Annotated in this window: 19 protein-coding genes; 6 read left to right on the forward strand and 13 right to left on the reverse strand. The window is 59.8% G+C overall.

The features are described 5' to 3' along the window. The first annotated feature begins 2 nt into the window (after positions 1–2). Positions 3–2,345, forward strand: a complete 2,343-nt coding sequence (locus tag AAE027_RS21315) for a glycosyltransferase family 2 protein (protein WP_370986634.1) — start codon at positions 3–5, stop codon at positions 2,343–2,345. A gap of 60 nt (positions 2,346–2,405) precedes the next feature. On the opposite strand, the gene rfbD is transcribed toward AAE027_RS21315, so the two are convergent. Together rfbD and rfbC are read right to left on the reverse strand one after the other, a co-directional pair. Further along, positions 2,406–3,356: a dTDP-4-dehydrorhamnose reductase gene (gene rfbD, locus AAE027_RS21320; protein ID WP_370986633.1), complete on the reverse strand. Its 951-nt coding sequence runs from the start codon at positions 3,354–3,356 to the stop codon at positions 2,406–2,408. Next, on the reverse strand, positions 3,356–3,910 hold the full coding sequence (gene rfbC, locus AAE027_RS21325) for a dTDP-4-dehydrorhamnose 3,5-epimerase (protein ID WP_370986890.1): 555 nt from the start codon (positions 3,908–3,910) through the stop codon (positions 3,356–3,358). The genes rfbD and rfbC overlap by 1 nt, the downstream gene beginning before the upstream one ends. A 108-nt stretch (positions 3,911–4,018) precedes the next feature. On the opposite strand from rfbC, the gene rfbA reads away from it, so the two are divergent. The 3 genes from rfbA (at position 4,019) to AAE027_RS21340 (ending at position 6,665) form a co-directional block, all read left to right on the forward strand. Beyond that, complete coding sequence (gene rfbA / locus AAE027_RS21330; protein WP_370986631.1) at positions 4,019–4,897, forward strand: glucose-1-phosphate thymidylyltransferase RfbA; 879 nt, start codon at positions 4,019–4,021, stop codon at positions 4,895–4,897. Positions 4,898–4,921: 24 nt separating this feature from the next. Next, positions 4,922–5,989: a dTDP-glucose 4,6-dehydratase gene (rfbB, locus tag AAE027_RS21335; protein WP_370986630.1), complete on the forward strand. Its 1,068-nt coding sequence runs from the start codon at positions 4,922–4,924 to the stop codon at positions 5,987–5,989. Positions 5,990–6,116: 127 nt separating this feature from the next. Further along, the gene (locus AAE027_RS21340; RefSeq protein ID WP_370986629.1) at positions 6,117–6,665 is read left to right on the forward strand and encodes a hypothetical protein; all 549 of its coding nucleotides are present in this window, start codon (positions 6,117–6,119) and stop codon (positions 6,663–6,665) included. A gap of 25 nt (positions 6,666–6,690) precedes the next feature. Here the strand turns inward: AAE027_RS21340 and AAE027_RS21345 are convergent, their stop codons facing one another. The 9 genes from AAE027_RS21345 to AAE027_RS21385 all read right to left on the reverse strand — a co-directional run bounded on the left by AAE027_RS21345 (position 6,691) and on the right by AAE027_RS21385 (position 20,913). Beyond that, a complete protein-coding gene (locus AAE027_RS21345; RefSeq protein WP_370986628.1) occupies positions 6,691–7,815 on the reverse strand; it encodes a hypothetical protein in 1,125 nt (374 codons plus the stop codon). Beyond that, positions 7,812–8,768: a hypothetical protein gene (locus AAE027_RS21350; RefSeq protein ID WP_370986627.1), complete on the reverse strand. Its 957-nt coding sequence runs from the start codon at positions 8,766–8,768 to the stop codon at positions 7,812–7,814. The genes AAE027_RS21345 and AAE027_RS21350 overlap by 4 nt, the downstream gene beginning before the upstream one ends. 204 nt (positions 8,769–8,972) lie before the next feature. Further along, positions 8,973–9,455 (reverse strand): hypothetical protein, encoded by a 483-nt coding sequence (locus AAE027_RS21355; protein ID WP_370986626.1) that lies wholly within the window; start codon positions 9,453–9,455, stop codon positions 8,973–8,975. Further along, entirely contained in the window at positions 9,452–13,414 is a 3,963-nt protein-coding gene (locus AAE027_RS21360) for a glycoside hydrolase family 99-like domain-containing protein (protein ID WP_370986625.1), read from the reverse strand. The genes AAE027_RS21355 and AAE027_RS21360 overlap by 4 nt, the downstream gene beginning before the upstream one ends. 44 nt (positions 13,415–13,458) lie before the next feature. Further along, positions 13,459–15,528, reverse strand: a complete 2,070-nt coding sequence (locus tag AAE027_RS21365) for a tetratricopeptide repeat protein (protein WP_370986624.1) — start codon at positions 15,526–15,528, stop codon at positions 13,459–13,461. Then, positions 15,525–16,868, reverse strand: coding sequence for an HlyD family type I secretion periplasmic adaptor subunit (locus tag AAE027_RS21370; RefSeq protein ID WP_370986623.1), 1,344 nt, complete (start codon positions 16,866–16,868; stop codon positions 15,525–15,527). Before AAE027_RS21370 ends, AAE027_RS21365 begins: the two co-directional genes overlap by 4 nt. Then, a complete protein-coding gene (locus tag AAE027_RS21375) occupies positions 16,858–19,092 on the reverse strand; it encodes a peptidase domain-containing ABC transporter (RefSeq protein ID WP_370986622.1) in 2,235 nt (744 codons plus the stop codon). Before AAE027_RS21375 ends, AAE027_RS21370 begins: the two co-directional genes overlap by 11 nt. Positions 19,093–19,221: 129 nt before the next feature. Beyond that, the gene (locus tag AAE027_RS21380; RefSeq protein WP_370986889.1) at positions 19,222–19,836 is read right to left on the reverse strand and encodes a class I SAM-dependent methyltransferase; all 615 of its coding nucleotides are present in this window, start codon (positions 19,834–19,836) and stop codon (positions 19,222–19,224) included. 204 nt (positions 19,837–20,040) lie between these two features. Then, positions 20,041–20,913 (reverse strand): calcium-binding protein, encoded by an 873-nt coding sequence (locus AAE027_RS21385; protein ID WP_370986621.1) that lies wholly within the window; start codon positions 20,911–20,913, stop codon positions 20,041–20,043. Between the two features lie 589 nt (positions 20,914–21,502). Here AAE027_RS21385 and AAE027_RS21390 point away from each other — a divergent pair. Further along, positions 21,503–22,147 carry a nucleotide-binding protein gene (locus tag AAE027_RS21390; RefSeq protein ID WP_370986620.1) on the forward strand — a complete coding sequence of 215 codons (645 nt, stop codon included), beginning with the start codon at positions 21,503–21,505 and terminating at the stop codon, positions 22,145–22,147. A 99-nt stretch (positions 22,148–22,246) separates the two neighbouring features. Here AAE027_RS21390 and AAE027_RS21395 read toward each other — a convergent pair whose 3' ends face one another. Next, positions 22,247–22,606 (reverse strand): transposase, encoded by a 360-nt coding sequence (locus AAE027_RS21395; RefSeq protein WP_370986619.1) that lies wholly within the window; start codon positions 22,604–22,606, stop codon positions 22,247–22,249. Between the two features lie 1,461 nt (positions 22,607–24,067). Here AAE027_RS21395 and AAE027_RS21400 point away from each other — a divergent pair. Further along, on the forward strand, positions 24,068–24,880 hold the full coding sequence (locus AAE027_RS21400) for a hypothetical protein (protein WP_370986618.1): 813 nt from the start codon (positions 24,068–24,070) through the stop codon (positions 24,878–24,880). A gap of 132 nt (positions 24,881–25,012) precedes the next feature. Here the strand turns inward: AAE027_RS21400 and AAE027_RS21405 are convergent, their stop codons facing one another. Continuing rightward, a complete protein-coding gene (locus tag AAE027_RS21405; protein ID WP_370986617.1) occupies positions 25,013–25,582 on the reverse strand; it encodes a tetratricopeptide repeat protein in 570 nt (189 codons plus the stop codon). Positions 25,583–25,620: the final 38 nt, after the last annotated feature.

Consider the following 25,620-nt stretch of genomic DNA (forward strand, 5'->3'; position numbering starts at 1 on the left):
GTATGTCGCGTCTCTCTCGCCACCCATCCGAATTGTCGATCAGACCAAAGCTCGTCAGCCGGCTTGAGCTCGCGCGCGATGGCACGTTGTCCGGCTTCGTCTACGACGCGCAGGCGCCGGAGCGCCGCTATAGCGTCGAGATTTTGCTCGACGGCCTGGTGTTCAGCACAACCTATGCCGACGCCTTCGTTCCCGAGCTTGCTGAACAAGCGCATCAGGCGAGTTGCGGATTCGCGATCACGATTGAGCCCGATCTGCTGCGCGCCGCACGCACCCTCGAGGCCCGCCTCGCCAATCTCGGCACGCCTGTCGGCCAACCGGTCGATTTGGAGAGCGAGTACGCAAATCGCGCCGATCTGCGCGAGACGTGCCAGTTGCGCTGGCTCGGCGGGCTGCATTTCCAGGGCTGGATCGATAGCGACTCCGCGCTCTTTCTGGAGGCAATCGTCGACGGAGAGGCTGTCGCCCAGGTTAATGCAACCACCTGGACGCATGTTGGCGAAGCTGCGGCACACCGGAATGCGCGCGCTTTTGATTTCCACGTCCCGCAACGCTTTGCCGACGGGCGCGTTCACCGCGTTTCGTTGCGCAGGGAGGACGGCGAGCCAATTCCAGCGACGGCCGTCTTTGTCGCCTTTCCCGACGGCCTTGCCGGAATGATCGACGCGCTCGGCGGCTACGGTGCCGAGCGCCTGCGCGGCCAGCTGTATGATCAACTGATTCCCGCCTCGCTTCCGTTCTCCGACTACGTGAATTGGCGCGATCGCTTCCCTCTGCCGATGCCGCGAGCAAGTGGCCTTTCACTCGCGATCGTCGTCGCCGGCGCCCCCGGCGCAGAGCAAACGCTTGCCGCGCTGGAGACCCAGACCCACGAAAGCTGGACGGCAGGCGTGATTGACGGGGAGCTACTCTCCGTCGACAGCGACGCTCTGTTGGAGTTTCTGGACGGCGCCGCATCCGATTCACATCACGTCGTCATCGCGATGGCGGGTGTGGTGCTCGAGCCGAATGCCCTGGCCCGCATTGCCGCAGCATTCGACGCCTATCCGGATGCGATCGCCCTGTACGGCGACCTCGATTTTCTCGCCGAGGATGGCCGGCTCTGGCCGCTGGCCTTTCCTGCATTCGACTACGAAAGGATGCTGGAGCAAGGCTATTGTGCGCATTTGTTTGCTGTTCGACGAGACGCCCTGCTCGCCGGCCTTGACGCCCGTCCCGACAATCTTTACCGCCTCTTCAACTGCCTGCTCGATCGCGCTGGTCCACGTGAGGACAACATCCTTCATCTGCCGGGAGCACTGGCGACGCTTCCTAAACTCGATCGAACGTATGCCAGCCATCAGCTTGCCGCGGCGAGCCAAATGCACCTCGACGCACGTGCCGTCAGTGCCGACGTCACCCCGCAACAAGTTGGCCTCTTTCCTGCGGTTCGAATTGGTCGAGCGATTCCGCGCCAGCGCGTGACAGTGGTCATCCCGACCCGAGACCGTCTCCCGCTCTTGCGCACCTGTATCGACAGCATCTCGCCGGCGGTCGAGTGCTGCCGCGCAGATATTCTCGTCGTCGACAATGACAGTGCCGACCCCAAGACGATCGCCTATCTTGCAGGCTTGGCGAGACGCGGCGTGCGGACTTTGCGGGTCGAAGGTCCCTTCAATTTCGCGAGGCTGAACAATCAAGCCGCAGCAACACTCGACAGTGACGTGCTCTGTCTCCTCAACAACGACATCGAGGCGAGTTCCGAAGACTGGCTCGAGGAGATGCTCACGCGGCTCGCCGAGCCTGATGTCGGTGCGGTCGGCGCGCTCCTGACTTGGCCTGGCGGCATCGTTCAGCATGGCGGTGTCGTCCTGGGAATGAATTTCGCGGCGACTCACGCCTTTACCGACAGATTCGGCGATGATCCCGGGTTTCTCGACCAGCTCCTTGTCGCGCACCAATGCAGCGCCGTGACTGCGGCCTGCCTCGCAACCAGACGCAGCGACTATCTTGCCGTCGGCGGGATGGACGAGTCGCGCTTCGCGGTCGCCTTCAACGACGTCGACTATTGCTTACGGTTGCGCCAAGCGGGCAAGCGTATCGTTTTCACGCCGCATGCGAAGTTGGTTCACGCCGAATCAGCCAGCCGCGGGCGGGATGATCGCGCCGACCGGCGCAGCCGGTTCGAGCATGAACTTAATCTGCTTCGGGCGCGCTGGGGTGAATGGCTCAACGAGGACCCTACCTACAATCCGCAGCTCTCGCGCGACGGGATTCCCTACAGCGGCCTCGCCTGGCCGCCCGGGCCACGCGCCCCTCGCTACAATCATCTCAAACCGGCGCGCGACGTGCCGTTGGGGTTCTGAGGCGGCGCCTCATCGTCCTTCAGGCCGCCGCGCGCCCCCTTCGCTCGATCCGCCGTTCAGTCACGAATAGACTCGCTGCTGGAGCTGGCGCGCCGGCTCGGCGCGTGCTGCTTTTTCTTGCAAGGCAACGAAATCGTCGAGCTCGACCGATAACGCCTCCTGCCAATTCGGCATGGTCACTCCAAACTGTTTCTTCAGGCGCGACAGGTCGAGCCGCGAATTGCCGGGCCGTATTGCCTTGGTCGGGAAATCGGCCGTGGCGATCGGAATGACGCTTTCAACCTCGAGTCTTAGGCCGCGCGACCTCAGGCCGGCGACGATCGCGCTCGCAAAGCCATGCCAACTGGTCTCGCCGGCGCAGACGAGATTGACGACGCCGCCTTTGCGCGCAAAGAGCTCGTTAAGGTTCGACAAATTTGGCAGCACGATATCTGCAATGGCGTTGGCGATCGTCCTCGCAGTGGTCGGCGCGCCGATCTGGTCAGCAACGATGCGCAGCTCCTTGCGCTCTGCCGCAAGCCGCGCGATCGTGCGTAGGAAGTTGGCGCCCTTGGCGGCATAGACCCAAGAGGTACGTGCAATCAGATGCGGACCGCCTGCTGCGCAAATGGCGGTGTCACCGGCGAGCTTGCTCGCGCCGTAGACCGACAACGGCCCCGTTTGACTATCCTCGTGCCATGGCGCCTTCCCGGAGCCGTCGAAGACGTAGTCTGTGGAAAAATGCACCAGCGGTACGCGACGTTTCGCAGCCCATTTGGCGATCACCTCGGGTCCCCCGGCATTGATACGGAATGCGAGCTCGCGCTCGTCCTCCGCGCGGTCCACGGCGGTATAGGCCGCGGGGTTGATGATGAGATCCGGCTGGAACGTGTCGAGCGCCCCGACGAGTCTGTCAGGCTTCGACAGATCGAAATCATTGAGGTTAGGCGCGATGATTGAGCCGAGTCGAGCCAGGACTGGTTGCAATGCACCTCCGACCTGCCCGCCGGTTCCCGTCAACAGTATCCGCATCAGACTTGCCCATACAATGGAAGGTTTTTGATGTCCGCAAGCAGCGGCGCGTCCGCGTCCTTGGCCGAGAGCGACGGCTTTTCGATACCCCAGTTGATACCGATCGCCGGGTCGTCCCAGCGGATCGAAACCTCGTTCTCCGGACTATAGAAATCATCGCATTTGTAGAAAAAGTCCGCGGTCTCTGAGAGCACCAGGAAACCGTGCGCGAATCCCCGCGGAACCCATAGCTGCCGCCGGTTCTGCTCGCTCAACTCGACGGCAACGTGACGTCCGAAATTCGGGCTCCCGACGCGGATGTCGACGGCGACGTCGAGCACCTTGCCCCGTAGCACGGCGACCAATTTGCCCTGGGTAACGGGATTTTGCAGATGCAGACCCCGCAGCACGCCGTAGCGCGAACGGGACATGTTGTCCTGCACGAAGGGCCGCGTGATTCCGTATGTGATGTAACGAGTGAATTGATAGCTCTCAACGAAGAAGCCACGGTCGTCGCCGAAGAACTTGGGCTCGATGATGAGAACTTCGGGAAGCTCGGTCCGGATCACATTCATTTCGAAGCACTTTGAATTTGCCAACCAGACCCGATCTCTCGGCGTCGTCACCAACTTGTACTCTTCACATTATATGTTATGGTTGTGATAAGTAAACTGTGAGGAGCAATGAAAGGCATCATTCTCGCAGGCGGCACCGGCTCTCGCCTCTATCCCGTGACGACTGTCGTCTCGAAGCAACTTCTGCCGGTCTTCGACAAACCCATGATCTACTATCCGCTCTCCACGCTAATGCTCGGTGGAATAAGGGAAATTTTGATCATCTCCACGCCGCAGGACCAGGCGCTTTTCGAGCGCCTGCTCGGCGATGGCAGCGAAATCGGCTTGCGTTTCTCCTACGCTACGCAAGCGACGCCGCGCGGACTTGCCGACGCGTTCATCGTCGGACGGCATTTCATCGGCGACGATCCGGTCGCCCTTGTGTTAGGCGATAACATTTTCTACGGGCACAGCCTGCCTGGAATGTTAACTAAGGCATCCCTGCGCAATAAAGGCGCTACCATATTCGGTTACGTCGTCAACACACCCGAGCAATATGGCGTGGTCGAGCTCGATCAGGCCGGCCGCGCGCTTTCGATCGAGGAGAAGCCGAAACAGCCGAAGTCCAACGTCGCGGTGACCGGCCTCTACTTCTACGACAATGACGTGGTCGACATTGCCGCACGGATCAAGCCGTCGGCTCGTGGCGAGATCGAGATTACGGACGTCAACAAGGCCTATATGGATCGGGGCGATCTCTACGTGGACGTGCTCGGTCGCGGTTTTGCCTGGCTCGACACCGGTACGCATTCCTCGCTCGTCGAAGCCAGCCATTTCGTCCAGATCCTCGAGCAACGCCAGGGCCTGCGCATCGCGTGCCCAGAAGAAATCGCGTTGCGACAGGGCTACATTACGATCCAAGCGTTCGAGCGGGTGGCCGCGAAAACCGCCAAGAGCAGCTACGGCGAATATCTACAATCTGTCGCACGCGCGCACAGAGCAGCCTGATTCGTCACACGGAGTTGATTGATCATGCGTTTGAAGGGATTGACCATCTTCGTGACGGGCGGGGCCGGGTTCATCGGCTCCGCGGTCGTACGACATCTCCTTCGCAACAGCCACGCACGCGTCGTCAACCTCGACAAGCTCACCTACGCCGCGAACCTTGGTTCCCTACCCGGCGCGACGGAAAACCTCAACTACGCCTTCGAGAAGCAATGTATCTGCGACGCGCCTGGTCTGCGCCGGCTGTTCGAGCACTATCAGCCCGACGCTGTGTTGAATCTTGCCGCAGAGAGTCACGTCGACCGCTCGATCGACGGCCCCGGCGAATTCATCCAGACCAATATTGTGGGAACGTTCACACTGCTGCAGGAGGCCTTACGCTACTGGAGGACGCTATCTCCGGACAAGCGGGCGCGGTTCCGCTTCCAGCATATCTCCACGGATGAAGTGTTCGGCTCGCTCGGCGAAGAAGGCTTCTTCACGGAAACCACGCCCTACTCGCCCAATTCACCCTACTCCGCAAGCAAAGCTTCATCCGATCACTTGGTACGCGCCTGGCATGAGACCTACGAGCTGCCGACGCTCCTGACCAACTGCTCGAACAATTACGGCCCCTATCACTTCCCTGAAAAGCTGATCCCGCACATGATCATCAAGGGCCTGGCCGGAGAGCAGCTTCCCGTCTACGGCGACGGAAAAAATGTTCGCGATTGGCTCTATGTCGAGGATCACGCCAAGGCCCTCACACTCGTGCTCGAGCACGGAGCCGTTGGCGAGACCTATAATATCGGCGGCCGAAACGAGCGCACCAATCTCCATGTGGTTGAAAGTATCTGCGATCTCCTCGACGAGATTAGTCCGGGTCAAAGCGGGCGGCGCCGCGATCTCATCACCTTCGTCGCCGACCGCCCCGGCCACGATCGCCGCTACGCGATCGACGCCTCGAAGCTCGAACGCGATCTCGGCTGGCGCGCGGAGGAGACTTTCGAGACCGGCATTCGCAAGGCCGTGCACTGGTACGTCGATCAACAGCCGTGGTGGCAGGCGATCCTGGAGCGCGGATATCAGACCAAGCGGGTCGGACTGAGCCAATAGTGCCGACGCGTCGTCGCCGAACCCCGTCGTCTCACTGAGGTCATGATTGACCATCACTCGGTTTCAACCATTATGTCGTACGGCGGTGAGACCTCTGTTGTCGGGTCCACCTGAACGCGAGGCGCTCATGCTGCCAAGAATGTCAGAGGAAGAAACGGCTCTGTTCCTGTCGTTTGTCAGAAACAGCCGCGACTACGTGGAATTCGGCACGGGTGGCAGCACCGTTCTCGCTTCGAAGCACGTCAAACGTTCGATACGGTCTCAGGAATGGTTGGATCGCGTCGGCGGCGCATGCGCCGAATGCCAGACCCAACCGGAGCTGATGCTCGTCGACATCGGTCCCATCGGTGATTGGGGTTTTCCAACTGACGGCGCCACCAAGTCGCGCTGGCCTGATTACCATTCGGCCATCTGGAGGTATGAGCAGAGTGCAGACGCTGATCTCTACCTTGTCGATGGCCGCTTCAGGATTGCCTGCTTTGCGCAGACCGTCTTGCATTGCAAGCCGACAGCCATCATCGGCTTTCACGACTTCAGCTCCCGCCCCCCCTATCATTGCGTGAGAGAGATAGCCCAGGAGATCGCAACGGCCGGCGACCTATCGTTTTTCCTTCCGCTGCCGAGAAGGGACGCCGCGGAAGCTATCCTTCGCTCCCATTACACGGAGCCGTCCTAGCACCGCACCCAGTTCCCACTCAAGCTCAATGAGCTTCCGACGGCGGCTTGATCTCGACCTTTGTCTTGACCAACGCCAATTCCGTTCCGATCTTGCATCCCCCCTGCACTAGATAGAGCGTCGGCGTTCGGCCGACCTGATCAAAATTTGGCGCAGGAGAGTTTTCGTCGATCAGGCTTGGATAGCTGAACCGCTTTCCGATCGAGCAATCCTTCGACCAGAACAGGGGCACCTGCTCCAGGACCTGCCGATCGTGCCAATGAACCAGGTCGTCCGAGAAATATGCGACGATGCTTCCACCATTGACGTCCTCCGCGACGGTTGCGACGAAGAGATTCGAATTTGCCAGCTTGGCAATCGATCCGACAAAGCCTCGCATGCCCGCCACATACTTGCAGCGAACGCGCGCCTGATCGCCATAAGCGCTCTGGTTTGGGCGCACAAAGCCGTCGCGCGTGAAAATCTCCCAAGAGTTCGTCGTCACCGGCAACCGGCTGCGGAGCACGCATCTCCCGGAATCGCCCTTATCCACGCCGGAATAGCCAACCAGCGTGTACAGATAGCCCCCCCATTTCACCAGGTTTGTCGGACTCGTATAACCTCTCGGATGGCCCTGGCCGAGCGTGTCTGCAAAGTCGGGGGCTACGACTGCTTTGTCCGAATCGTCGGCCCGGTGAAACGTCCGACCACGGTCATTGCTCCTGAGGAGCACGATGCTGTTGTACCAGCACGACGAATAGTCGGTGAAACGGCAATGCCCCACCAACTCGTGGGCCTGATACTCGTTGTGCCCAAGCGCGATGACGGATCCATCATCGCCGATCCACGTCGCCGCGATCCACGTCTTGTAGTTGAAATGCGAGGAATCGGGATCCAACGCTCCCTCATACGCAACCGAGCAGTTCTTCGCCATCGTGCCGAAGCTACGGCCAACCAGCGCCCGGTTGCGATAATGTGTCGCGAATGCCGTAATCGAACCATCGGGCGAGCGAAATGCCCGCAAGGGAGCATCGGGAATGTCCAGAGCGTCACATTTCGCGTCCGACACAACGTGAAAGAGGTCATCCGCTTCAGTCGCGCGGTATCCGCCCAGTAGAAGAGGCAGGATCGTCCCAATCACGGTCGCAGCTCTGATGGCGCCCCCCTTCACTTGAACATCTCCACGATGATAGAGGGGCCCTCCTCAATGAACTTCGAGAAAATCCCGCGCGCGTCCGCGTTGGAGAAGACGACCGTCCCTCCCCGTCCCAGTTCTATGACCTCGGTCTCGCTGTTGGGAATCGATTTGTCACCCTTGAGATAAGCGATCATTTCCGCAACCTCCTTCTGGAACCGAAGCACGGTTGGATCGGGATGTCTGCTGAAATCCATCCTCGAAATCGCTTCCGGATCGATGGCGTGGTCGATCAGATTCCGGTTCGCCAACTTTCTCACATTGGCCGCGATCCGCTGATCAGGAAATTGTGTCAGATGCAGCAGAAACAGATTGCTGCCGCAGCTCACAGAAAATCGGCTACCAGCGTACTGGATGTTGTGAATGCCCGATTGAGCCGCGATCAGCTCGGGCGGAAGAATGGGCTTTCCCCACTTCAGATTGTTCGAGAAGTTGCGCCGACGCTCGGTGTCCAACAACGTGAAGTGATTCACGCGTCCGATCGCGTTGATTAGCCACGTTGCTGGATAGATTGCGCCACGCTCCTTCAGGCAATCCAGGACCCGCTCGTCCGCGAACCAACGCTCCCGATCGATCCAGACGAGACGCTCGTCGACGTCGACGAAGGAGAAGAACTCGACGGTCTCCCTCAAGCGATCGAACAATGGCCGGAACCTCGGATGCCAGTGAATGTCGTTGTGAGCCCCGGAGAAGCGGAAGATCGTGACATCAGGGGCAGCCCGACGATAGACGTCGAGCGTCGCGGCATCTGACGATCCGTTGTCCGCGATGATCAGATTTTGCGGTCCGACGATGGCGCTATGATGATTGATCCAACTCTGGACAAATTCGGGCTCGCTGAGGGTCTTGCAGCAAATCTTGAGCTTGGCCCGGTTTTGCAGGCGCCTCAGAATCTCCGGCTGATCCGTGTCCCATTGAAGAAGCGACATCTCAAACATCTCCCTGGCATTTTGAGCTTCCTCCCACCCCCTGTCAGGAAAGCGCTTCGACGATGCTCAGCCCGCGCTGCCGATCCCCACGATCATCGGGCTCGCTTCGGTATGATTCAACGCCTGCTCCGAGATACCTCACACACCAATTCGGCAAATTGCGGTCCTCCACCCTGATTCGATCCGTAGTCATGCGCTTTGCTTTCAGGAGCGAAGCGCCTTTTTCCATTGAGCAGCATTCTCCTCCTGATCGAGGTTAGGACTGCGTCCCTCCGCCGCCCCGATCATATGAAAATGATGCTTGGCCGACTTGATCCTACCCTCCCGAATGGCAGTCGCCACATCCGGATATTTGCCCATGTACCAAGCCTCGTCGACTTCGGGTCCACCACCCTGTCGTCCCTCGAAATAGCCGAAGCCGATATAGTGCACGTGCGCGCTCTCGATTTCACCGCTCATGAGCGCCTTCGCCACGTCCGGATTTTCCCTGAGATAAACGTCCTCATCAAAGTCAGCGGCCGCCAATGCGATCTGCAACAACAGCTTCAGAAGCGCACTTGGTATTTCGATCTTACCTCCGTTCTCGAAGGCCGAACTGTCTACCTTGAGTGCACTCAACAGTGAAACGGCGGAAGGCACGAACATAACAACCCCGACTTGCTCTCGTTGTTTTCCTTGGGCGATCACGTTGTCGCAGTCGCCCGCACTGCGGATTTCGCCGCCCGCTTGGGCGCATCAGGCTTGGTAGCAGTGCTCGCCAGTTGCGCCGACACCTCGTTGAGATAAGCGGCCTGCGCCCCAAGCTCCCGCTCCCCGAAGCCAAAACGCTTCCGCGCGAGACGATGCATATTGTCGATCTCCTCGATGTGCTTTTGGGCCTTCAACGAATGGGTGACGCTCGCCGCATGGCGCCGATGGACGTTGAGGGGATCGGCGACGTAGGCGATTTTTGCGCCCGGTCCTGCCAGCACCTCCAGATAGAGCACCCAGTCGCCAGCCATCCGGAACTCTTTCAAACGATCTCGACAGGCGTTCAGCCCGCGCAACAGCGCCTCGCGACGCCACAGCACTGAACTGACGTTCAGGATCGTATTCTTGACACCGAGGTAGCGCGTTACGAAATCGCGACCGTCAAACACTTCCGTGCGCGACAGCGCGCCAGGTTCGATCGTGGCAAAATACGGCTTGTAGCTCGCGTAAAGATGAGCGCCATCGGCATCGATCGACTTCGAATCGGTGAACCCTATAGCGATATCGGGGTCACCCTGCATCAGCGCGAGCAGGCTCGAGATGAAGGTCGGCTCCGAGAGATCGTCGGCCTCGGCGATCCAAAGGAACTCCCCCTTCGCCATCTCGGCAGCCTTCGCCCATTGCGCGAACACAGAGCCGGAATTCTGTTCATTGATGACGAGGGTGAGATCACGCTGGCGCTGGTCCGCAAGCTTCATGATGACGGAAATGCTGTCGTCGGACGAGCAGTCGTCCAGCACGATGATCTCCTCGACCGGATGGTTCTGGTCGAAGATAGTGTAAAGCCGCTCCGGCAGGCAGTGCGCATAGTTGTAGTTGGGCACTGCGACCGAGACGGTGGGCACGGATGGAACGGCAAGCCGCAGGAGATCGCGGACATAGTCTGCGAAGGCGAACTTGGTCTGGATGATCTCAGCCATACGGGCACGCTCGGCGTCCGATGGCGTCCAGCGCAGAACATTCTCCACGGCCTGTGCCATCGCCGGCGCATCGCAATAGGGCACGACGCGCCCGACGTTCTCCTTGAGAAGGAAGCCCGGGATACCGCCAGAGTCCTGGAACGCAACGACGGGCACGCCGACGCTGAGCGCCTCCAGCGCCACCGTCGGAAACGGATCCTCGCGCGAGGTCAGCGCGTAAACGTCGGACGCGGAATAGAGGGCCTGCATGTCCGAACGATAACCGGCGAGATGAAAGTGGCCCGTGGCCTCAGCACGCTTGATCTCCGGCCCCAGCCATTCCTGGAGGCTTGGATCGATGCCGCCGGCCCAGCAAAAATGGACATTTTCATTGTGTCGTCGCACCAAGTTCCAGACTTGCAGAAACAGATCAAAGCCTTTTCGCAGGTCGGCATAGCCGACGCCGAGCACCATCTTGTCGGCAGCCGCAATGCCAAATTCCTTGCGAACGAGCCCGGCTTCCGTCGGCGCCGGCTCGATCTGCTTGTAACTGCCCTGCGCGCGAATGAGGAAACGCTCATCGGTCCCATCAAGCCCAAGCGCTTCGACGAGCTTGTCGCGCACGAAATCCGAGGCGAACACCACACGATGCGCACTCCCAATCGCCGCCCGCGCGAGCTCTTCCAGGTGCTTCTCGTGCAGGATCCGCGGCAATTCGTGGACCAGGGAAACGGTCCGAAAGCCCATTTCGACGAGGAACTTCGCGGCGCGCCCGCTCGCCGCCGTGTTGGCGATGGCCGCCGTAAAGCCCTTTTCCCGGAAGCGTCGCAGCGTCGCAGGGAGCTCCGAGGCCTGCCTGAGCACGGTGAGTGGAGCGACCGAGGCGTATTCGGCCTCCATCGCTCCGCCCTGAAGCAGGAGATATTCAACCTCGATGTTGAAGGCGCTGCGCAGCGTCTTGCCGATGTTGAGCAAAAGATGCTGCGCGCCGCTGGGGAACGCATCATGTCCGACCAATAGAACCTTGGGCAATGACAGGTCCCGGGTCAGACCGGTAGCCGCACGCGCAGTGGCATTCAGGTAAGCCGAGCCGAAATGCAGATCAGGCTCGAGATAAGCGCCTTCACACCATTCGTTCCAGGCGTTGATACAGACAAACGACTCGCCGAAGAAGGTGTGGGTCTGCGCCTGGTCGACCAGCGCCGACAACCACGCCTCATATTTCTGCGGGGTCGAACCCTGGATCACCAGGCCCGAGCCTTGCCGGCGGGCATCATTGTCCCAGCTCGGCACCACCGTCTTGATCAGCGGAAACTTCGGACGCGGCTCGTCAAGCGAATATTTGGCGACATCGTCATAGCTATAGATCTGGCCCGCATAAGTGTCGTCCAGGATCTTGGCTTCGGAGTTCACCAACGGCACGTATTTGGTCAGCTTGTGCGGCGGAAACTCGATCGCGCCGTCCATGCCGCTCGCAGCCGGATCATAATCATCAAAACTCTGGCTCATGATGATGATCGGATCTTCGTTGAATTTCTTCGCGAAGATCGATCGCCAGCGCGCAATCACACTCGCCGTATTCGGAATGAGGCGCGGCCGATAGATCATCAGGAGCGGCCGGCCCTGGATACGAATGTAGCGCTTGTCCTTGAAGTGCCGGTTGAAGTCGGACAACAGGCGCTCGTCATCATCGGAGAGGTAGTCCTGCGAGATCAGGACTTCGCCCTCCATGCCGTCCCAGCGCCGTGTCCAGTTCTCGTTGGCCCACATCAGGCAGAAGGGCATGTTGATATCGCGCGTCTTGAGGAACTGCTCCAGCGGCTTTTCCAAGAGGCGCTTGCCGTTGAACCAGTAGTAATAATACACGAAGCCGTGGACACCCGCCGCCTTGGCGAGCTTCGCCTGCTTGCGCATGGTCTCGATGTCGGCAAGCGAATAGAAGCCCAGGTCGCGCGGAATCCGCGGCTGGTAGTGATCCTTGAACCGCGGAATGCCGCGCGGGATGTTCGTCCATTCGGTGAAGCCGGTGCCCCACCATTTGTCGTTCTCAGGAAAGGCGTGAAACTGGGTCAGATAGTAGGCCAGCACCTTGGCGCGCGGCTTGGCGCCGGCCGGCAATGGACGCTGCTCCTCGAACAGCGGGCTCGGACGGGTGAACCGCTTGATCTCGGCCGGAATGGTGGCTTCGTTCTCCGGAGGTGACGGATAGATGCCATCCTCGTGGCGATGCTCGAGATAGTGCAGAAGCGGATTCTGGTCCGTCTTACCCCTGAAGTAGCGCTGAATGTAGAACTTGGTGTCGAACTCTGCCGACGGGTTGCGCCCTTCTTTATAGCCATGAAAGATGAAGTGCTCGAACGGATCGACGCCGGCCGCTGCGACGTCCTGATAGGTCTGACGATAATATTGCGCGTCAAATTCCGGGATCGGGCTGAACGGGCCCAGGCGGTTCTTCAGATAGTGCGCGAGCGGGCTCTCACCTTCCGGAATGCCGTACTTCTCCCGATACCAGGCCGGCTGAAAATAGGGGCTTGGCCGCCGCCCATCGCGCTCGCCGACCGTCGCATAGTGCAGGAACGGATGCGCCTCCGCGTCCTGCACATCGGGATAGGTTGTGACGTACCAGATCGGGTCGAAGATCGGATTTGGCTTACGACCTTCCCTGTAGCCATAGAGAAAGAAATGCTCGAACGGATCGGCGCCGACCGCGATCACGTCCGGATAACTCGCGGCGTAGAAATCCTCGTCGAACAGACCGAGGCCCTTGAGGGTGCGCGCGGCATCTGCAAGGTCGGCGGCCGGCGCTGGCTGCTCGACTTCGCGCGGCGGCTCCGTCTGCCTGCCCGCCGGTCCCTCGGCGGCGAGCCCCTTCGCAGAACTGTTTACTTTTGTGGCGCCCGGCTCTGACCTGGATTGCAGCCTTGCGGCAGCGCTGCGCCTCGCCCGGGGTTCTCTTTGACCGGCGTCGCGCGCGAGCTTCGAAAGAAAATCAGCCATTGTTACTCACTCATGCATTGGGCGCTTCGTTCCGCACTAGCAGACTAGCGCAAGGCTTCTGTCTCCAGTGTGAAAGTCCCGTCGCGTGTCGCGCCGATCGACTGGAGGCGCCGCACGGCGCCTTCATTGCGTTGCCGCGCCGCGTATTGATACCAATTGACCGCCGCGTCGCGATCTTGCGCGGTGCCTCGGCCCGACATCAACGCGTCGCCCAGCGCAACCTGCGCTTCCGCCATGCCTCGCTCGGCGGCCCTCTGAAACCATTCCGTCGCCTTCGTCACGTCAGCCTGGCGCCCCTGTCCCCTCCCGAGCATCACGGCGAGGTTGTACTGCGCAACCGTATGTCCCTGCTCTGCAGCGGCCTCGTACCAGTTCACACCCTCAGCAAGATCCAGGCCCACTCCGTAGCCTGTGCAGTACATTACGGCGAGCTGGAATTGTGCGGCTGCATGCCCCGCGCGCGCCGCCTTGGCCATCCATGATGATGCTGCCTGCGCATTCCCCACCCCGCTCTTCGGATCCAGATGGAGAAGCCCCAGCATGTACTGCGCCTCGACATGGCCAGCATCCGCTGCGCGCGTGAGCCATGGAGTGGCGCCTAGCATATCGGCGGTTCCGCCGAACTTACCTATCTTCAGCGCGCCCAGTTGAAACGCCGCCGGAGGATGACCGGCCTCCGCGGCCTCTCTCAGCAAAGAGTGCGCGCGTGCAACGTTATCATCAGACGCATCCTGATGAAGCAGGAAGAGCGCGTAGGCGGTCTTGGCGTCAGGATCTCCGCTACCGGCGGCCCTGCTCAACCATTCCGACGCCATTTCCTGATCTTTGGGAACGCCGGCACCGGTTGAATAGAGCTTTCCGAGTTGCACCTGTGCGGCGCTGATACCGCCATCTGCGGCACGTTCGAACCATTTGATCGCGGCCTCCACGTTGCGCTGAACGCCGGAGCCGTTGAGATAGAAGATCGCAACGTTGAATGCCGCAGTGGCATGGCCATTTTCGGCCGCGCGCTCGAACCACTTCGCGGCCTGACGAATGTTGGGCGAGACACCGACACCAGTCGCATAGAACCGGCCGACGAAGAATTGCGCCTGCGCATCGCCCCGCTCGGCGGCCTTCTCGTACCAAACCGCCGCCTCCCGCAAATTGGGCTCGGCATCGGCTCCGTTCGAATAGAATTCCGCGAGTGCCTGAATTGCCGGAAGGTAATCCTTCCGCGCCGCCTTGCGCAGCGCGGACTCGGCCCGATCGAGGTCTTTGGCGACGCCCTTGCCGCTGAGCCGTAACAGGCCGATGTTGTAGAGTGCGATCGGATCATCATGCGTGGCCGCACTCTGGAACAGGCGAGCGGCCTCAGTCGGGTTCTCGGGCAAGCCCATACCCTTCAACGTCATGAATGCGAGCCCAATCTGCGCCCTCACGTGATCCTGCGCGGTGGCCTTGCCATACCAGATCGCAGCCTGCGCGAAATCGACGAGTACGCCGCGTCCCTGATAATAGACATCGCCGAGCGCGAACTCGGCCGGCGCAAATTTCTGATCGGCCGCCGCCTGATACCAACGAAGTGCAGCAGCGAGGTCCCTCGTGCACCCCTGCCCTTCGCTGTAGAGATTGCCCAGGATGGTCTGAGCATCCGCTTTGCCGGCTTCGGCCGCGGCCGATATCCAGCGAAACGCAGCGCAAATATCCTTAGCGACACTGGTCCCGTGCGGGAATATCAGGTGATGCACATTCGACGCGGTATCGCCCAATCGCGCGGCGGAGGATTGACGCCAGGTCTCCGGCCTATTCGGTCCGAGGCTGGCGTTGACACCGTACAGATAAATCAGGCCGAGTTGATATTGCGCCTCGGCGTGACCTCGCTGCGCCGCGCGTTCGTACCACACCGCGGCATCGGGAATGCTGCCCGCCACTCCCTGGTTCTTGGCGTAGAGCATGCCGATCCGATAGTCCGCTTCCGCGTCGCCGTTTTGCGAGGCACGCTTCCAGAACTTTAGTGCCTCCAGATAGTGACCGCGCTCGAACGCCGCCTCCGCCGGACCAAGCCGCCTTTTGTCAGATCCGTGAGACGCGGGCCGAAGCCATTGGAGGAGCGATCGGGTCAATGCCGTCATGGCTCACGCATGGCCTCCCGGATGCCCTTCAGCATTCCGCCAAGCAGATACATTCCGACCGCCCGCGTGCCGACATGGACGTCTCCCGCAAGCGTCATGCCAGGAATCAGGCGGAAGTTTTTCGGGACATCCTTGAAGTTGGTCGAATCCACCGAGCACCGCGCCTTGTAGTACGCTTCGATAGGCTTTCCATCGTCGTCGGTTGTGAAGGCACCCTCGCTGATCCAGCGCACTTTGCCCTCGGCTGTACCATGCTCCGCGGCATTGAACGCATCGATCCGCATCGTGCAGGGGTCTCCGGGCCGGATAAAACCGACATCGCGCGAGGCGATGCGAATTTCAGCCTCGAGCTTGGTGTCGGTCGGCATCAGAGTAATGAAGGGATCGCCGGGCTTCAGCACCGACCCGACCGAGAGCCTTGCCATCGTCAACACGACCGAGTCTTCGGCGGCGGTCAATCGGACCAGATCCTGGTGCCTGAGCGCCTTCTCATATGAGGCTCTCGCCTCGTCGAGCTTGTTGCGGGTCGTCACGAGATCCTGACTCAGTTGCGCAAACCATTGCTGCTTGAAGGCGTCACGGTCCGCGATTGACGCGGCGAGCGTATTCTGGGCTTCGATTAGGCTGTTATGGGTGTTCTCCAGGGTCCGCAGCAATTCAAGCCTTGTGTCCTGGGAGATAAACATATTGAGTTGCGAGCCCGTGCCGTGCTCGGCCAGCGTCGTGCGCATGGTCTCGATCTTCTGCAAGATCTCGTCACGCTGCCGATATCTCGCATCGTCCCCGCGAAGCTTCTCCATCGTCGCCTGCGTCTGCTTGATCTTCGAATCGAAACTATTGATCTGCGCGGTATATTGCGCCATCCGCTGATCATAGAGCGCCTTCTGCAAGGCTGCGTATTTCTGGTAGTCCGGGTCTGGCTTGCTCGCAAAGACCAGCGGATGCTGGTTCAGCTCGGCTTCATCGCGCGCCACCTGAGTATCGAGACTAGCGATCTGCAACTTCGCCTGGGTCAGGTCCGCCGACGTAAAGGTCGCGTCCAGGGTCGCAATAAGCTGTCCCGGTTGCACCTGCTCGCCTTCCCGCACGTCAATCGTCTTAATGATCGATGGATCCAGCGCCTGAAGGACGCTGATCTGTCCCACCGGCACGATCCGCCCCCCGACGCTGGTGATGACGCGATCTATCCGCGTCAGAGCGAGAATGGCAACGATCGTGACCAGGAAGGCCGAGAGCACAAACAGCGTTGCTCGCGCGATCAGAGGCTCAGCCTCCTCTCGGATCGCATCCGTTTCCGATTGAAATTGGCGAACGGTCGCAAGCGCACCATCAGGAGACAAGCGTCGGACTCCCAAATTTTGACCGATCGCTGCGGGCTGCCGGCGCCAGATGCGTGTTCTGCTGATACCACAGCGAGCTGTAGATATCGTTGCGCGCCAGGAGCTCCTCATGCCGCCCGATATCGTCGACCACACCACGATTAAGCACGAGAATTGCGTCCGCCTTTGTCAGGGACGACAGGCGATGCGAGATGATGATCAGCGTCCGGCCATGCGCGATGCGCGTTATGTTGGCGTTCACGATCGCCTCGCTGTCGGCGTCGAGCGCGCTTGTCGCCTCATCGAGAATCAGGATGGGCGGGTTGACGATCAACGCACGCGCGATCGCAAGCCGCTGCCGCTGCCCTCCCGAGAGGTTCGGCGAACCTTCATAGATATGCGTCTCGTAGCCACGCGGCAGCTTGTCGATGAATTCTTCGGCGCCCGCCAGCCTCGCCGCCCTGACCACATCATCGAATGACGCGTCCGGCTTGGCCGCGGTGATGTTTTCGCGGATGGTTCCACTGAACAGAAAATTCTCCTGGAGCACCACACCCACGTTACGACGGAGATGGTCGATGTCATACTCGCGAACGTCGATACCATCTATCTTGATCAATCCCTCATAATCGGAATGCAGCCGCTGCAGCAGACGCGTAATCGTGGTCTTGCCGGATCCGCTCTTGCCCATCACGCCCAAAGTAGTCCCCAGCGGGATTTCGAAGGAGATGTTGTTCAGCGTGGGCGATAGCGCTCCCTTGTATTTGAAGGTGACGCCGGAGAACTCCACCTTGCCCTCGAGCGGCGAACGCACGCCATGGCCGGAACGCCCCTCTTCCGCCGGCCGGTTGACGAGATTGCCGACGATTGCAACCGCACTTCGCGCCTCGTCGTATTGATTGATGAGCTGCGCCATCTGCATCAGCGGACCCGAGACGCGCTGCGACAGCAGCAGGAATGAGAACAGGGCCCCGATATAGACAGGATCGTTGCTTTCGAGCGCGAGATAGACGCCGAGCGCATAGGAGCCGCTGACGGCCAGCCGCTCCAGCGGACGCACCACCGACTGGATGGCGTTTCCAGTCATGCCTTCCACGAGCCGGGCCTTGGCAACGCGTGCGACCAGAACATCCCACATGTGGCGCTGCCGCGTATCGAGCGCGAGCGACTTGATCGTCCGGATGCCATTCAAGGTCTGAACCAAAAATGCGCCCTGCGCGCCCTCCGCGGCCAGCACCGCAGTCGACGCCTTGCGGTAATTCGGCAACATCAGGACGAGCCACGCGACGATCAATGCCGACAAGGCGAGAACCACGATCGTCATGACGGGGCTGAAGAAGAACATGACGGGCAGGAAGAATATCAGCGTCGTAGAGTCGAGAATGGTGCCGAACAATTGCCCCATCAGGAACGAGCGAATGCGAAAGACTTCCCGAATGTCGCGCGCGACGAGGCCGACGGCCGTCTGCTCGAAATAGTCGATGGGAAGATTGAGGACCTTCTCGAAGACGTAGGTCGACAATTTGACGTCTAGCCTGGTCGTCAAGCGATGGACAAGGAACTGTCTCAAGAACGAGAAAGCCGCCTCGAAGGCTATGACCACCAGCATCGCGACGCAGAGCACATAGAACGTGTTGTACGCCTTGTAGAAGATCACCTTGTCGGACAACAAGCGCCAGAACATGATCGGCGCCAGGCCGAGAAGCCCGAGGATCACGGCGGCAATCGCGACGTCGCGGACCATGCGGCGTTCGCGGAACAACAGCGCGGCTACGAGGCCGAAACTGAACGGCTGCGCTTCGTCCGATATCTCGTAGTTGCGCTTGATCAGGACGAGATCGCCGGACCAAATATCTTCAAATCGTGGTTGGTCGATCACGAGCAGCGCGTCTTCCGCGGCATTCGGATCCCTCAGCACGATGCGCGTATTGTGGGCGTCTCCCTCGACACGCAGGAGCACCATATGGCTCCCATTGCGAAGCCGAACGATGACCGGGAGCGCCTTCTTGAGATGAGACAGTCCGCCCCAATCGAGCTTGACGCACTTCGCGCGCATGCCCGCTTTCTCCGCGCAGCGGATAAGCTGATGGAGCGTGACGTTCTCGTCCGGCAGAAGGTTGTCTTGAATGAGCTGTGAGGACGTGAGGTGCAGCCCGTGCTGTCGTGCGACGATGATCAGGCACCCCAGTGCCGATGCCGGTGCTGCATCGGCAAGGTTCTGGTCATCGACACCGTGGACGGTCATGGATGTCAAGCTACCTGCCATCTATGTTAATACTTTCACATTCGACTGTGAGCATAACATTTTGTGGCAAAAAGGCCAGCAGCACTTATCCTTGAATTTGAGAAATGGTTGGCCACACTCGCAGATACGTCAGGACCGGGCTTCCTGAAAATTGAAGCCGGATTCTAACAAAGACCTCTGGATGGCCTCGCCGTCGGCCTCGGGCATGAGCGCGAGCGCACAGACCTCGAAATTTTGGGTGCTGACCGAAACGGTCGGAAAACCGGCCATCAGCAGGAGATTGCCGAGTCGCTCGGCTGTAAATCCGGTGCGGTGGGCCATGTGGACGCGCCCCTCCTCGATCGCGCGCGAATGGCCGTAGAGCATGTCGAGCGGCCTGATCGGCCCCGCCGGCGAATGATAGGCTATCGCGGCAATGCCATGCTCGACGATGAACTGAGCAACCGATTCCACATCCGGGCTCATAATTAAGGCGAATCCCCCTGGTTTCAGGACTTGGTGGAACTGACGCAGCGTCGGATAGACCTCGTGGGCATAGAGGTGTTCGAGCACGTGCGACGACCAAACCGCGTCGAAAGACTGGGACTCGAACGCACCGCTCAAACCAAGAATCGAGCCGAGCACATCTGGCTTGACGTCCGGGTCGATGTCGAACCGGGTCTCCTCCCAGCCATGGTCGACGATCATCCGGGCAATGCGCTGGGCCGTACCGGGTCCCGAGCCCGCATTGAGCAAGCGTTTCATCTTGGCAGACAAGATCCGTTCCTGGCATCGGGCGCCCGGTGAGCGCCAGGTGATAATATTAGCAAATCAGAACTTCTCCAGCATCGAAGCAAGACATGGCAATGATAAGACGACAGGAGGCGGAGGACGGCTTAACTCTCGAACTCCAACGCAAAAGCCCCGCCGTGAGCGGGGCTTTCACACACGTAGCTTGCAGGAGCCGGATCAAAGCTTCGGCAGATGGACGTCCTGATCGGTGAAGTGGAAATCCTCGACGCCACTGACCGCGACCGTCTGGTTGTCGCTGAAGTGTAGGGTGTAGGTGCTCGTTTTCGCGTCGACGTCGATCTTCGTGACATCGAAGAAAGAGCGATTGGCAAAGTCCACGGTGTCCGTGCCGGTGCCGCCGACGATCGTATCGTTTCCGGTGTGGGTCTGGACGTGGAACGTATCGTCGCCGCTTCCGCCTTGCAGCGTCGAGTTCGCAGCAGCCCCGCCGCCGTAGACCCAGAACACGTCCTTGCCGTCACCGCCTTGGAAGACATCGCCCTGCGCGCCGACCAGCGTATCGTTGCCGTCGCCACCGGACAGCGTGCTGTGCCCCGACGCCAGATCTTTCAGGAAGTCGTTGCCACCGTCGCCTTCGAGCAACTGAGCGCCGGAGCCCGCCTCGAGACGGTCGTTGCCGGTGCCGCCGGTCAACGTATCGTTGCCAGTGCCGCCATAGATGCTGTCATTGCCGGCGCCGCCGAACAGCGAGCTATTGCCGTGCCCACCGTGGATCGCATCGTTGCCGCTGCCGCCATAGACCGTGTCGTCGCCGCTATCGTACAGGTTCACGCTGTCGGAACCCTTGCCCATGGCGACGAACACGTCGTTATCGCCGCCGATCACGTCGAGCGTCTTGCCGCCGGCGTCATCGAGGATGATCGCCTTCAGGTTCGGCGTGGTCTCGACCGTGGTGGACTGCGAAACGTCGAGGACGTTAACGACCGGCGGAACGCTCCCTCCGGAGAACGATCCGGACTCGAACCATGCTCTCGAAGCATCCCCGGGATCGTCACTGAATACACCGCTTTGCTCGAGCGAGTCGATCAACGCCGATCTGACGCTCGCCTCGATGTGGTTTCCGTTCTGGTGAAGAAATTGGCCCAGCTCAGTCTTCGTCAGGTACGAGACGGCCATGGTACCCCCTTTCAAGTTTTACTGATGATGATCCGACGCGCCAATCAGCGGCAAAGGTGCTTGAGGCTGAATGTGCTGCGACTTGAACGGGAGCAAACAGGTTGCATCCGCCCGGCTCACCCGCGCCTTATGTTAGAATGTTAAGGCGCTGGCTAGTTTTGTTATGGTGAATGTTAGTCGCGGCGCACAATCACTGTCAAGGATCAAATTCACGCGCTGTTAACTCGAATTTGAGGCAATGTCATATTGTGTTAACTATCGCGCGGCGATGCAGGGGAATCCGTGATCGAATGACGCTTTTCTCGCCATGTGCCGGCGGTTTGATCCGTACCCATACGAAATTCGTCGACGAGGCATGTGTGGAGACCATATGTACGAACTTCGCCCGCCTCACTGCGCGAGGAGCAAGCGGTCGGCAGCCCGCGAGATGAAGGGCACCGACCGAATCTGCCGAGAATACGATCACTTGTTATTGTAGCGCCGCATGAATTCTCCCCGACCGATGCGGACAACCATCACAGTCACCCAACGCAAGGGCGGGGTCGGCAAAACGACGATCGCGATCTGTATCGCCGCCGAGTTGACCCGCAGGGGTCACGATGTCGCGCTGGTCGACAGCGATCCTCAGCGCTCCGCCGCTCATTGGGCGGAGTTGGGCAATCTGGAATTCCCGGTCTACGAGATGGCCCTGGAGGACATTTCCGTATCCGCTTGGGCTCAGGAGGTCCGAAACGTCGAGGCCGGCATGGTGGTGATCGATACTGCCCCCAACGCGCGCGGAATGGGAGCATCGATCGCGGTGGCAGACTTGATCCTAGTCCCCTGCACTGCCTCAGGGCTGGATCTCGATGCAACGACGCAGACGCTGGCCATCATTGAGGCGGCGCGCGAGCGCCGGCGAGATCGAGTTCAGGTCATTCTGGTTCCGAACCGGGTCGATGGCCGTCCCCTTGAGGGGCGCCAGCTTGTCGAGGAACTGAGTGAATTCGGCGAGATCGTTGGGCCCCCGATCGCAAGCCGCCTCGCGTTCGTTCGGTCCTTCACTTACGGACAGTCGGTCGCGAGCTTCGTGGCTGGCGATCCGGCCGATCGAGAAATTCAAGCCCTGGCAGACGAAATCGAGAAAATCGTCGGAATCGCGCGATAGCAGCAGCCGACAATCGCACGACGCGCGCTCAGCACATCCACTGCATGATCCGCAGAGATGCAGGTACTCGTTCGACCAGTGAGATGAATGATATTCGAATCAGGCTTTGCGTGCCTGGCCAGCGCGGAGCGCCGGTGTCGAAGTCTCTTCAAGCCTCATCTTCTCGAGCATAAGATCCGTGACAAGCTTGCGCAGGCGCTGGTTCTCGACCGTGAGTTCTTCCAGCACACGACGCATTTCACTCATAGTCGGGAGATCGGTGGGCGCGTTCGTGCCAGCTTCGCGAAGGTTCGAAGATTGCGCCTCGTCCTTGCCTAGCGACAGTTTCCGCCAACGATGCAGTGTCATGATGCTCACCCCAAGCGCTTTGCAAATCTCCACCTGGGAATTGCCCGCTCGGGCCAGTTCATCTGCCCGGACAAGTTTCAGCATGATTTCTTCGTGAGAATGCTTCTTCATATTCGCGCCTAGTATTCGTTGCGGCCCGTAAGCTCGCGCAGAATTCGCTGTCTGGCTTGGCCAGGGCTCGACCTGACCAGCGTCAAATAACATATACGCCGGGATTCGGAAAATGACTCAAGGTGATGCTATCATACTTATGCCAAGTTCATGAATGATATTTTTGGTTATGCAAACTAATTCCTAAGTGTTAGCTGCAGTGCAATTAACGTTTCCGGAACTTTAATTGCAATTCGGACGCCGCTTTCAGTCGGGCACCTGCCTAAGTTGCGGAGGTCGCGTGTCGCGCCGTCGACATGGGTGAAGCGAGTTGTATTGGGCTTCCTCAGCCATCCGAGCTGGACGATAGTTTGTGCTTCATGCCCGTGCCGGCCAGTCGGGCGATGTGACGTTTGCCCAAAAGATCGCGCCCGAAACATGAGAGCAAAGTGAACGCGGTCGCCACTAGGTTTACTCGAGCGGCTTTTAATTCAGATTGGCTAGGCCTCTCCGTTAGAACAGAGAATAATCGCGAAACTGAGTCGCTGTGGTCCCGCCTGCGCTGCGTGATAGGAGCCCACTTCGCCGCCGCTCGTTCGGCAGACTTCCTTCCGACGGTCAGCAGCGCTTCGCACTTCTGGCAAATGTCCGCTTCGCGCCGCCAACAGCAGACCTCTCGCTCTAAAACGGCGAGCGAACTCGCCGCCCACGTTGCGCCGACTGGGGCGGGTATGGATCATGTCCCGTGGCATGGTGTAGCTGAGTGCGGGTCGCATTCGCCGGCATGGGGCCGGATCGGTCAGCTGGCGATTGCCGGGAAGCTGATGGCTCTCGCTCCAATCCATCATGGGCCAATTTGAGCAACCTCCAGCCAAACGACGCAAGCTAGAGCATGCCGCCAGAGCTCCTCCCAATGCGGCGAGAAAGACACCGAGCGAGAACGCCAAGATGAGGGTCCGGTTGATATCGATGCCAATTGACTACGCCATCTCGCGGTCGCTGGTGACCGCCGGAATCAGGCGCCCAAGCCGGATATGGTTGATCAGGAGCCCGCAGGCCGATGACGACGAGGATGGCCATCCCGACAAGCAGAATCTGGTAGCTTGGATTCATGACGCCATCAATGCTCGACGTGCAAAGCAATCGTATCGGTGCATCTTCGTAGAACGATTGCAAGCGGATCAGGCGCTCGAAGTCCTCCAGAAGGCGGCGAAGTCGTTCGTCTGTAAGGCGAACCGTTGTGCGCGGTGCCCCGCGCATAGGGCTTGTGCTACGAAACGATATCTGTGGTTCCGATGTCCTGATCCAATGCTGCCGCCGTTGTCCTCAATTGACATAGGCTTTGCCTTTCGGCACGCTTTGCGCCCACGGAAATGGTGAATGATTTACAGACCCGGCGACGTCGGCACGCAAACGCAGCGTGCAAACGACCGTTTGGTGCCCTATTCGAAGCCGCGTCGGCGCACCCGCTAAAGTTGATAGATGACTCTTTCGAAGAAAACTATCCGCCAGCCTGATCAGCCGATGGGGCGTGATCCGTTCCACACCGCCGCTCATCGGCCGGTGGAGCGTCACCTGCCCGAGAACCAAAAGCCGGAGCCACGCGCCGAGCAAACCAACAAAGCACCTATAGTTCATCCGGCCCAGGAGGCCTCTGCTGCGTCATCCGCACATTTCGGTTCTGTACGAGGTGTGTCCGCCAGTGTGACCGCCTATACAGATTGGATGAAGCGAGGACGCCAAATTTGGCACGAGCATTTGCAGCGCGGTCAACTACCCGAGGGGCCCACAGGGTCGATGGGAAACATCGAGCGCTGGTTGCTCGGATTGCTGAGCGTTGTTGTTCTCGTGAGCTGCGTTTGCGCGACGATTGTCTTCACGCAGGTCAAGTCGCTCAAAGTGGAGATCGCCACGCTGCAACGCGAGATCATCGCGCTCAAGCTCCGCGTAGCCAGGCTTGATCAGATCGCAACCGCCAACGAGGCACGTGAGAAGCCAAGCAGTGAACCGCCTAAGCCGCCGCCAGAGACCCGGCCTGATCAGGCTTCGCTCATCCTGTCGCGCGAAGAGATTCAGCTGATCCGCGACTATATCAAGCCTGCCCCGGTTGCGGGGTCCGTGACTGAGTCGATCAAGGTCGGCGATCCCGTCTCGGGAGAAACCATCCCCTTCCCTTCTCCGATCACGGAGAAGGTGCGGAAACTGCTTGGCGCGAGATTTACCATTCGCAACGGCGTCATTGTCATTACGCGAAATGGGAGCCACTACGCTGATGCTGTGATCGGGTCCAATTGACGAGCGGCGGCCCAACGCCCTGCAACGACTGTGAAGCTTATAGAATGGCGCGCAAGGTTCGATAACCGATCTGCACGTTCAAGGGCGAGCGCCAAAGCCCGCCTGCAATAGCTTTGCAGGTAGTTATTCGACTTATGGCTGGTTGTTCGGCGGCCGTTCAATGAACCGTCGGCTGCCGTTCAGTAGCTCAAGGTTATTGGCGATAACCGGGTTGCCTGGATCGAGCGAATAGGCCTTCTCAAATTTCCGCCGCGCCGCACTCAGATTGCCACGCAGCATGTACGAATATCCCTGATCATTCAGGACTTGCACGGTTTCGCCTCCCAGCCGGATCGCCTGGGCATAGGCTTGGTCAGCCAGATCAAAACGACGTATCCGATCATAGCTCGCAGCCAACCCGATCCAAGCGGTCACGTCCCTGGGCGATTTCTCGACGCCGTCCTTGAAATAGCGTTGGGCAATCCCGTAGTTGCCGCGGTTGAAATGCTCCAAGCCCAGCCGTACCGGTTCGTCCGAGGGATAATATTTGACGTCGGTCGGCTCCTGGACGGGATCCCCGCCAGGCGGCTCGACGGGAGCCACGACGGCGGCCTCCCTCAGTGTCTGGTCACAAGCCGCAAGGCCTATCCCTAACCAACAACAGGTCAGCATCAAGAAGATGCGCCGCATAGGCACTGCCCCCACCCGGATCAGCGGCCTCATGGAAATATCATTGCTAAATTACGCAAAGCCCCCGCGCC

Source organism: Bradyrhizobium sp. DN3, from assembly GCF_041357655.1.
Taxonomy (GTDB): Bacteria; Pseudomonadota; Alphaproteobacteria; order Rhizobiales; family Xanthobacteraceae; genus Bradyrhizobium.

Excerpts from the sequence above, each read along its gene's own strand:
- AAE027_RS21365 (WP_370986624.1), bottom strand. The coding sequence starts at position 15,528 with ATGACGGCATTGACCCGATCGCTCCTCCAATGGCTTCGGCCCGCGTCT.
- rfbA (WP_370986631.1), top strand. The coding sequence starts at position 4,019 with ATGAAAGGCATCATTCTCGCAGGCGGCACCGGCTCTCGCCTCTATCCC.
- AAE027_RS21390 (WP_370986620.1), top strand. The coding sequence starts at position 21,503 with ATGCGGACAACCATCACAGTCACCCAACGCAAGGGCGGGGTCGGCAAA.
- AAE027_RS21315 (WP_370986634.1), top strand. The coding sequence starts at position 3 with ATGTCGCGTCTCTCTCGCCACCCATCCGAATTGTCGATCAGACCAAAG.
- rfbC (WP_370986890.1), bottom strand. The coding sequence starts at position 3,910 with ATGAATGTGATCCGGACCGAGCTTCCCGAAGTTCTCATCATCGAGCCC.
- AAE027_RS21405 (WP_370986617.1), bottom strand. The coding sequence starts at position 25,582 with ATGAGGCCGCTGATCCGGGTGGGGGCAGTGCCTATGCGGCGCATCTTC.
- AAE027_RS21340 (WP_370986629.1), top strand. The coding sequence starts at position 6,117 with ATGCTGCCAAGAATGTCAGAGGAAGAAACGGCTCTGTTCCTGTCGTTT.
- AAE027_RS21375 (WP_370986622.1), bottom strand. The coding sequence starts at position 19,092 with ATGACCGTCCACGGTGTCGATGACCAGAACCTTGCCGATGCAGCACCG.
- rfbD (WP_370986633.1), bottom strand. The coding sequence starts at position 3,356 with ATGCGGATACTGTTGACGGGAACCGGCGGGCAGGTCGGAGGTGCATTG.
- AAE027_RS21360 (WP_370986625.1), bottom strand. The coding sequence starts at position 13,414 with ATGGCTGATTTTCTTTCGAAGCTCGCGCGCGACGCCGGTCAAAGAGAA.
- AAE027_RS21350 (WP_370986627.1), bottom strand. The coding sequence starts at position 8,768 with ATGTCGCTTCTTCAATGGGACACGGATCAGCCGGAGATTCTGAGGCGC.
- AAE027_RS21400 (WP_370986618.1), top strand. The coding sequence starts at position 24,068 with ATGACTCTTTCGAAGAAAACTATCCGCCAGCCTGATCAGCCGATGGGG.
- rfbB (WP_370986630.1), top strand. The coding sequence starts at position 4,922 with ATGCGTTTGAAGGGATTGACCATCTTCGTGACGGGCGGGGCCGGGTTC.
- AAE027_RS21380 (WP_370986889.1), bottom strand. The coding sequence starts at position 19,836 with ATGAAACGCTTGCTCAATGCGGGCTCGGGACCCGGTACGGCCCAGCGC.
- AAE027_RS21395 (WP_370986619.1), bottom strand. The coding sequence starts at position 22,606 with ATGAAGAAGCATTCTCACGAAGAAATCATGCTGAAACTTGTCCGGGCA.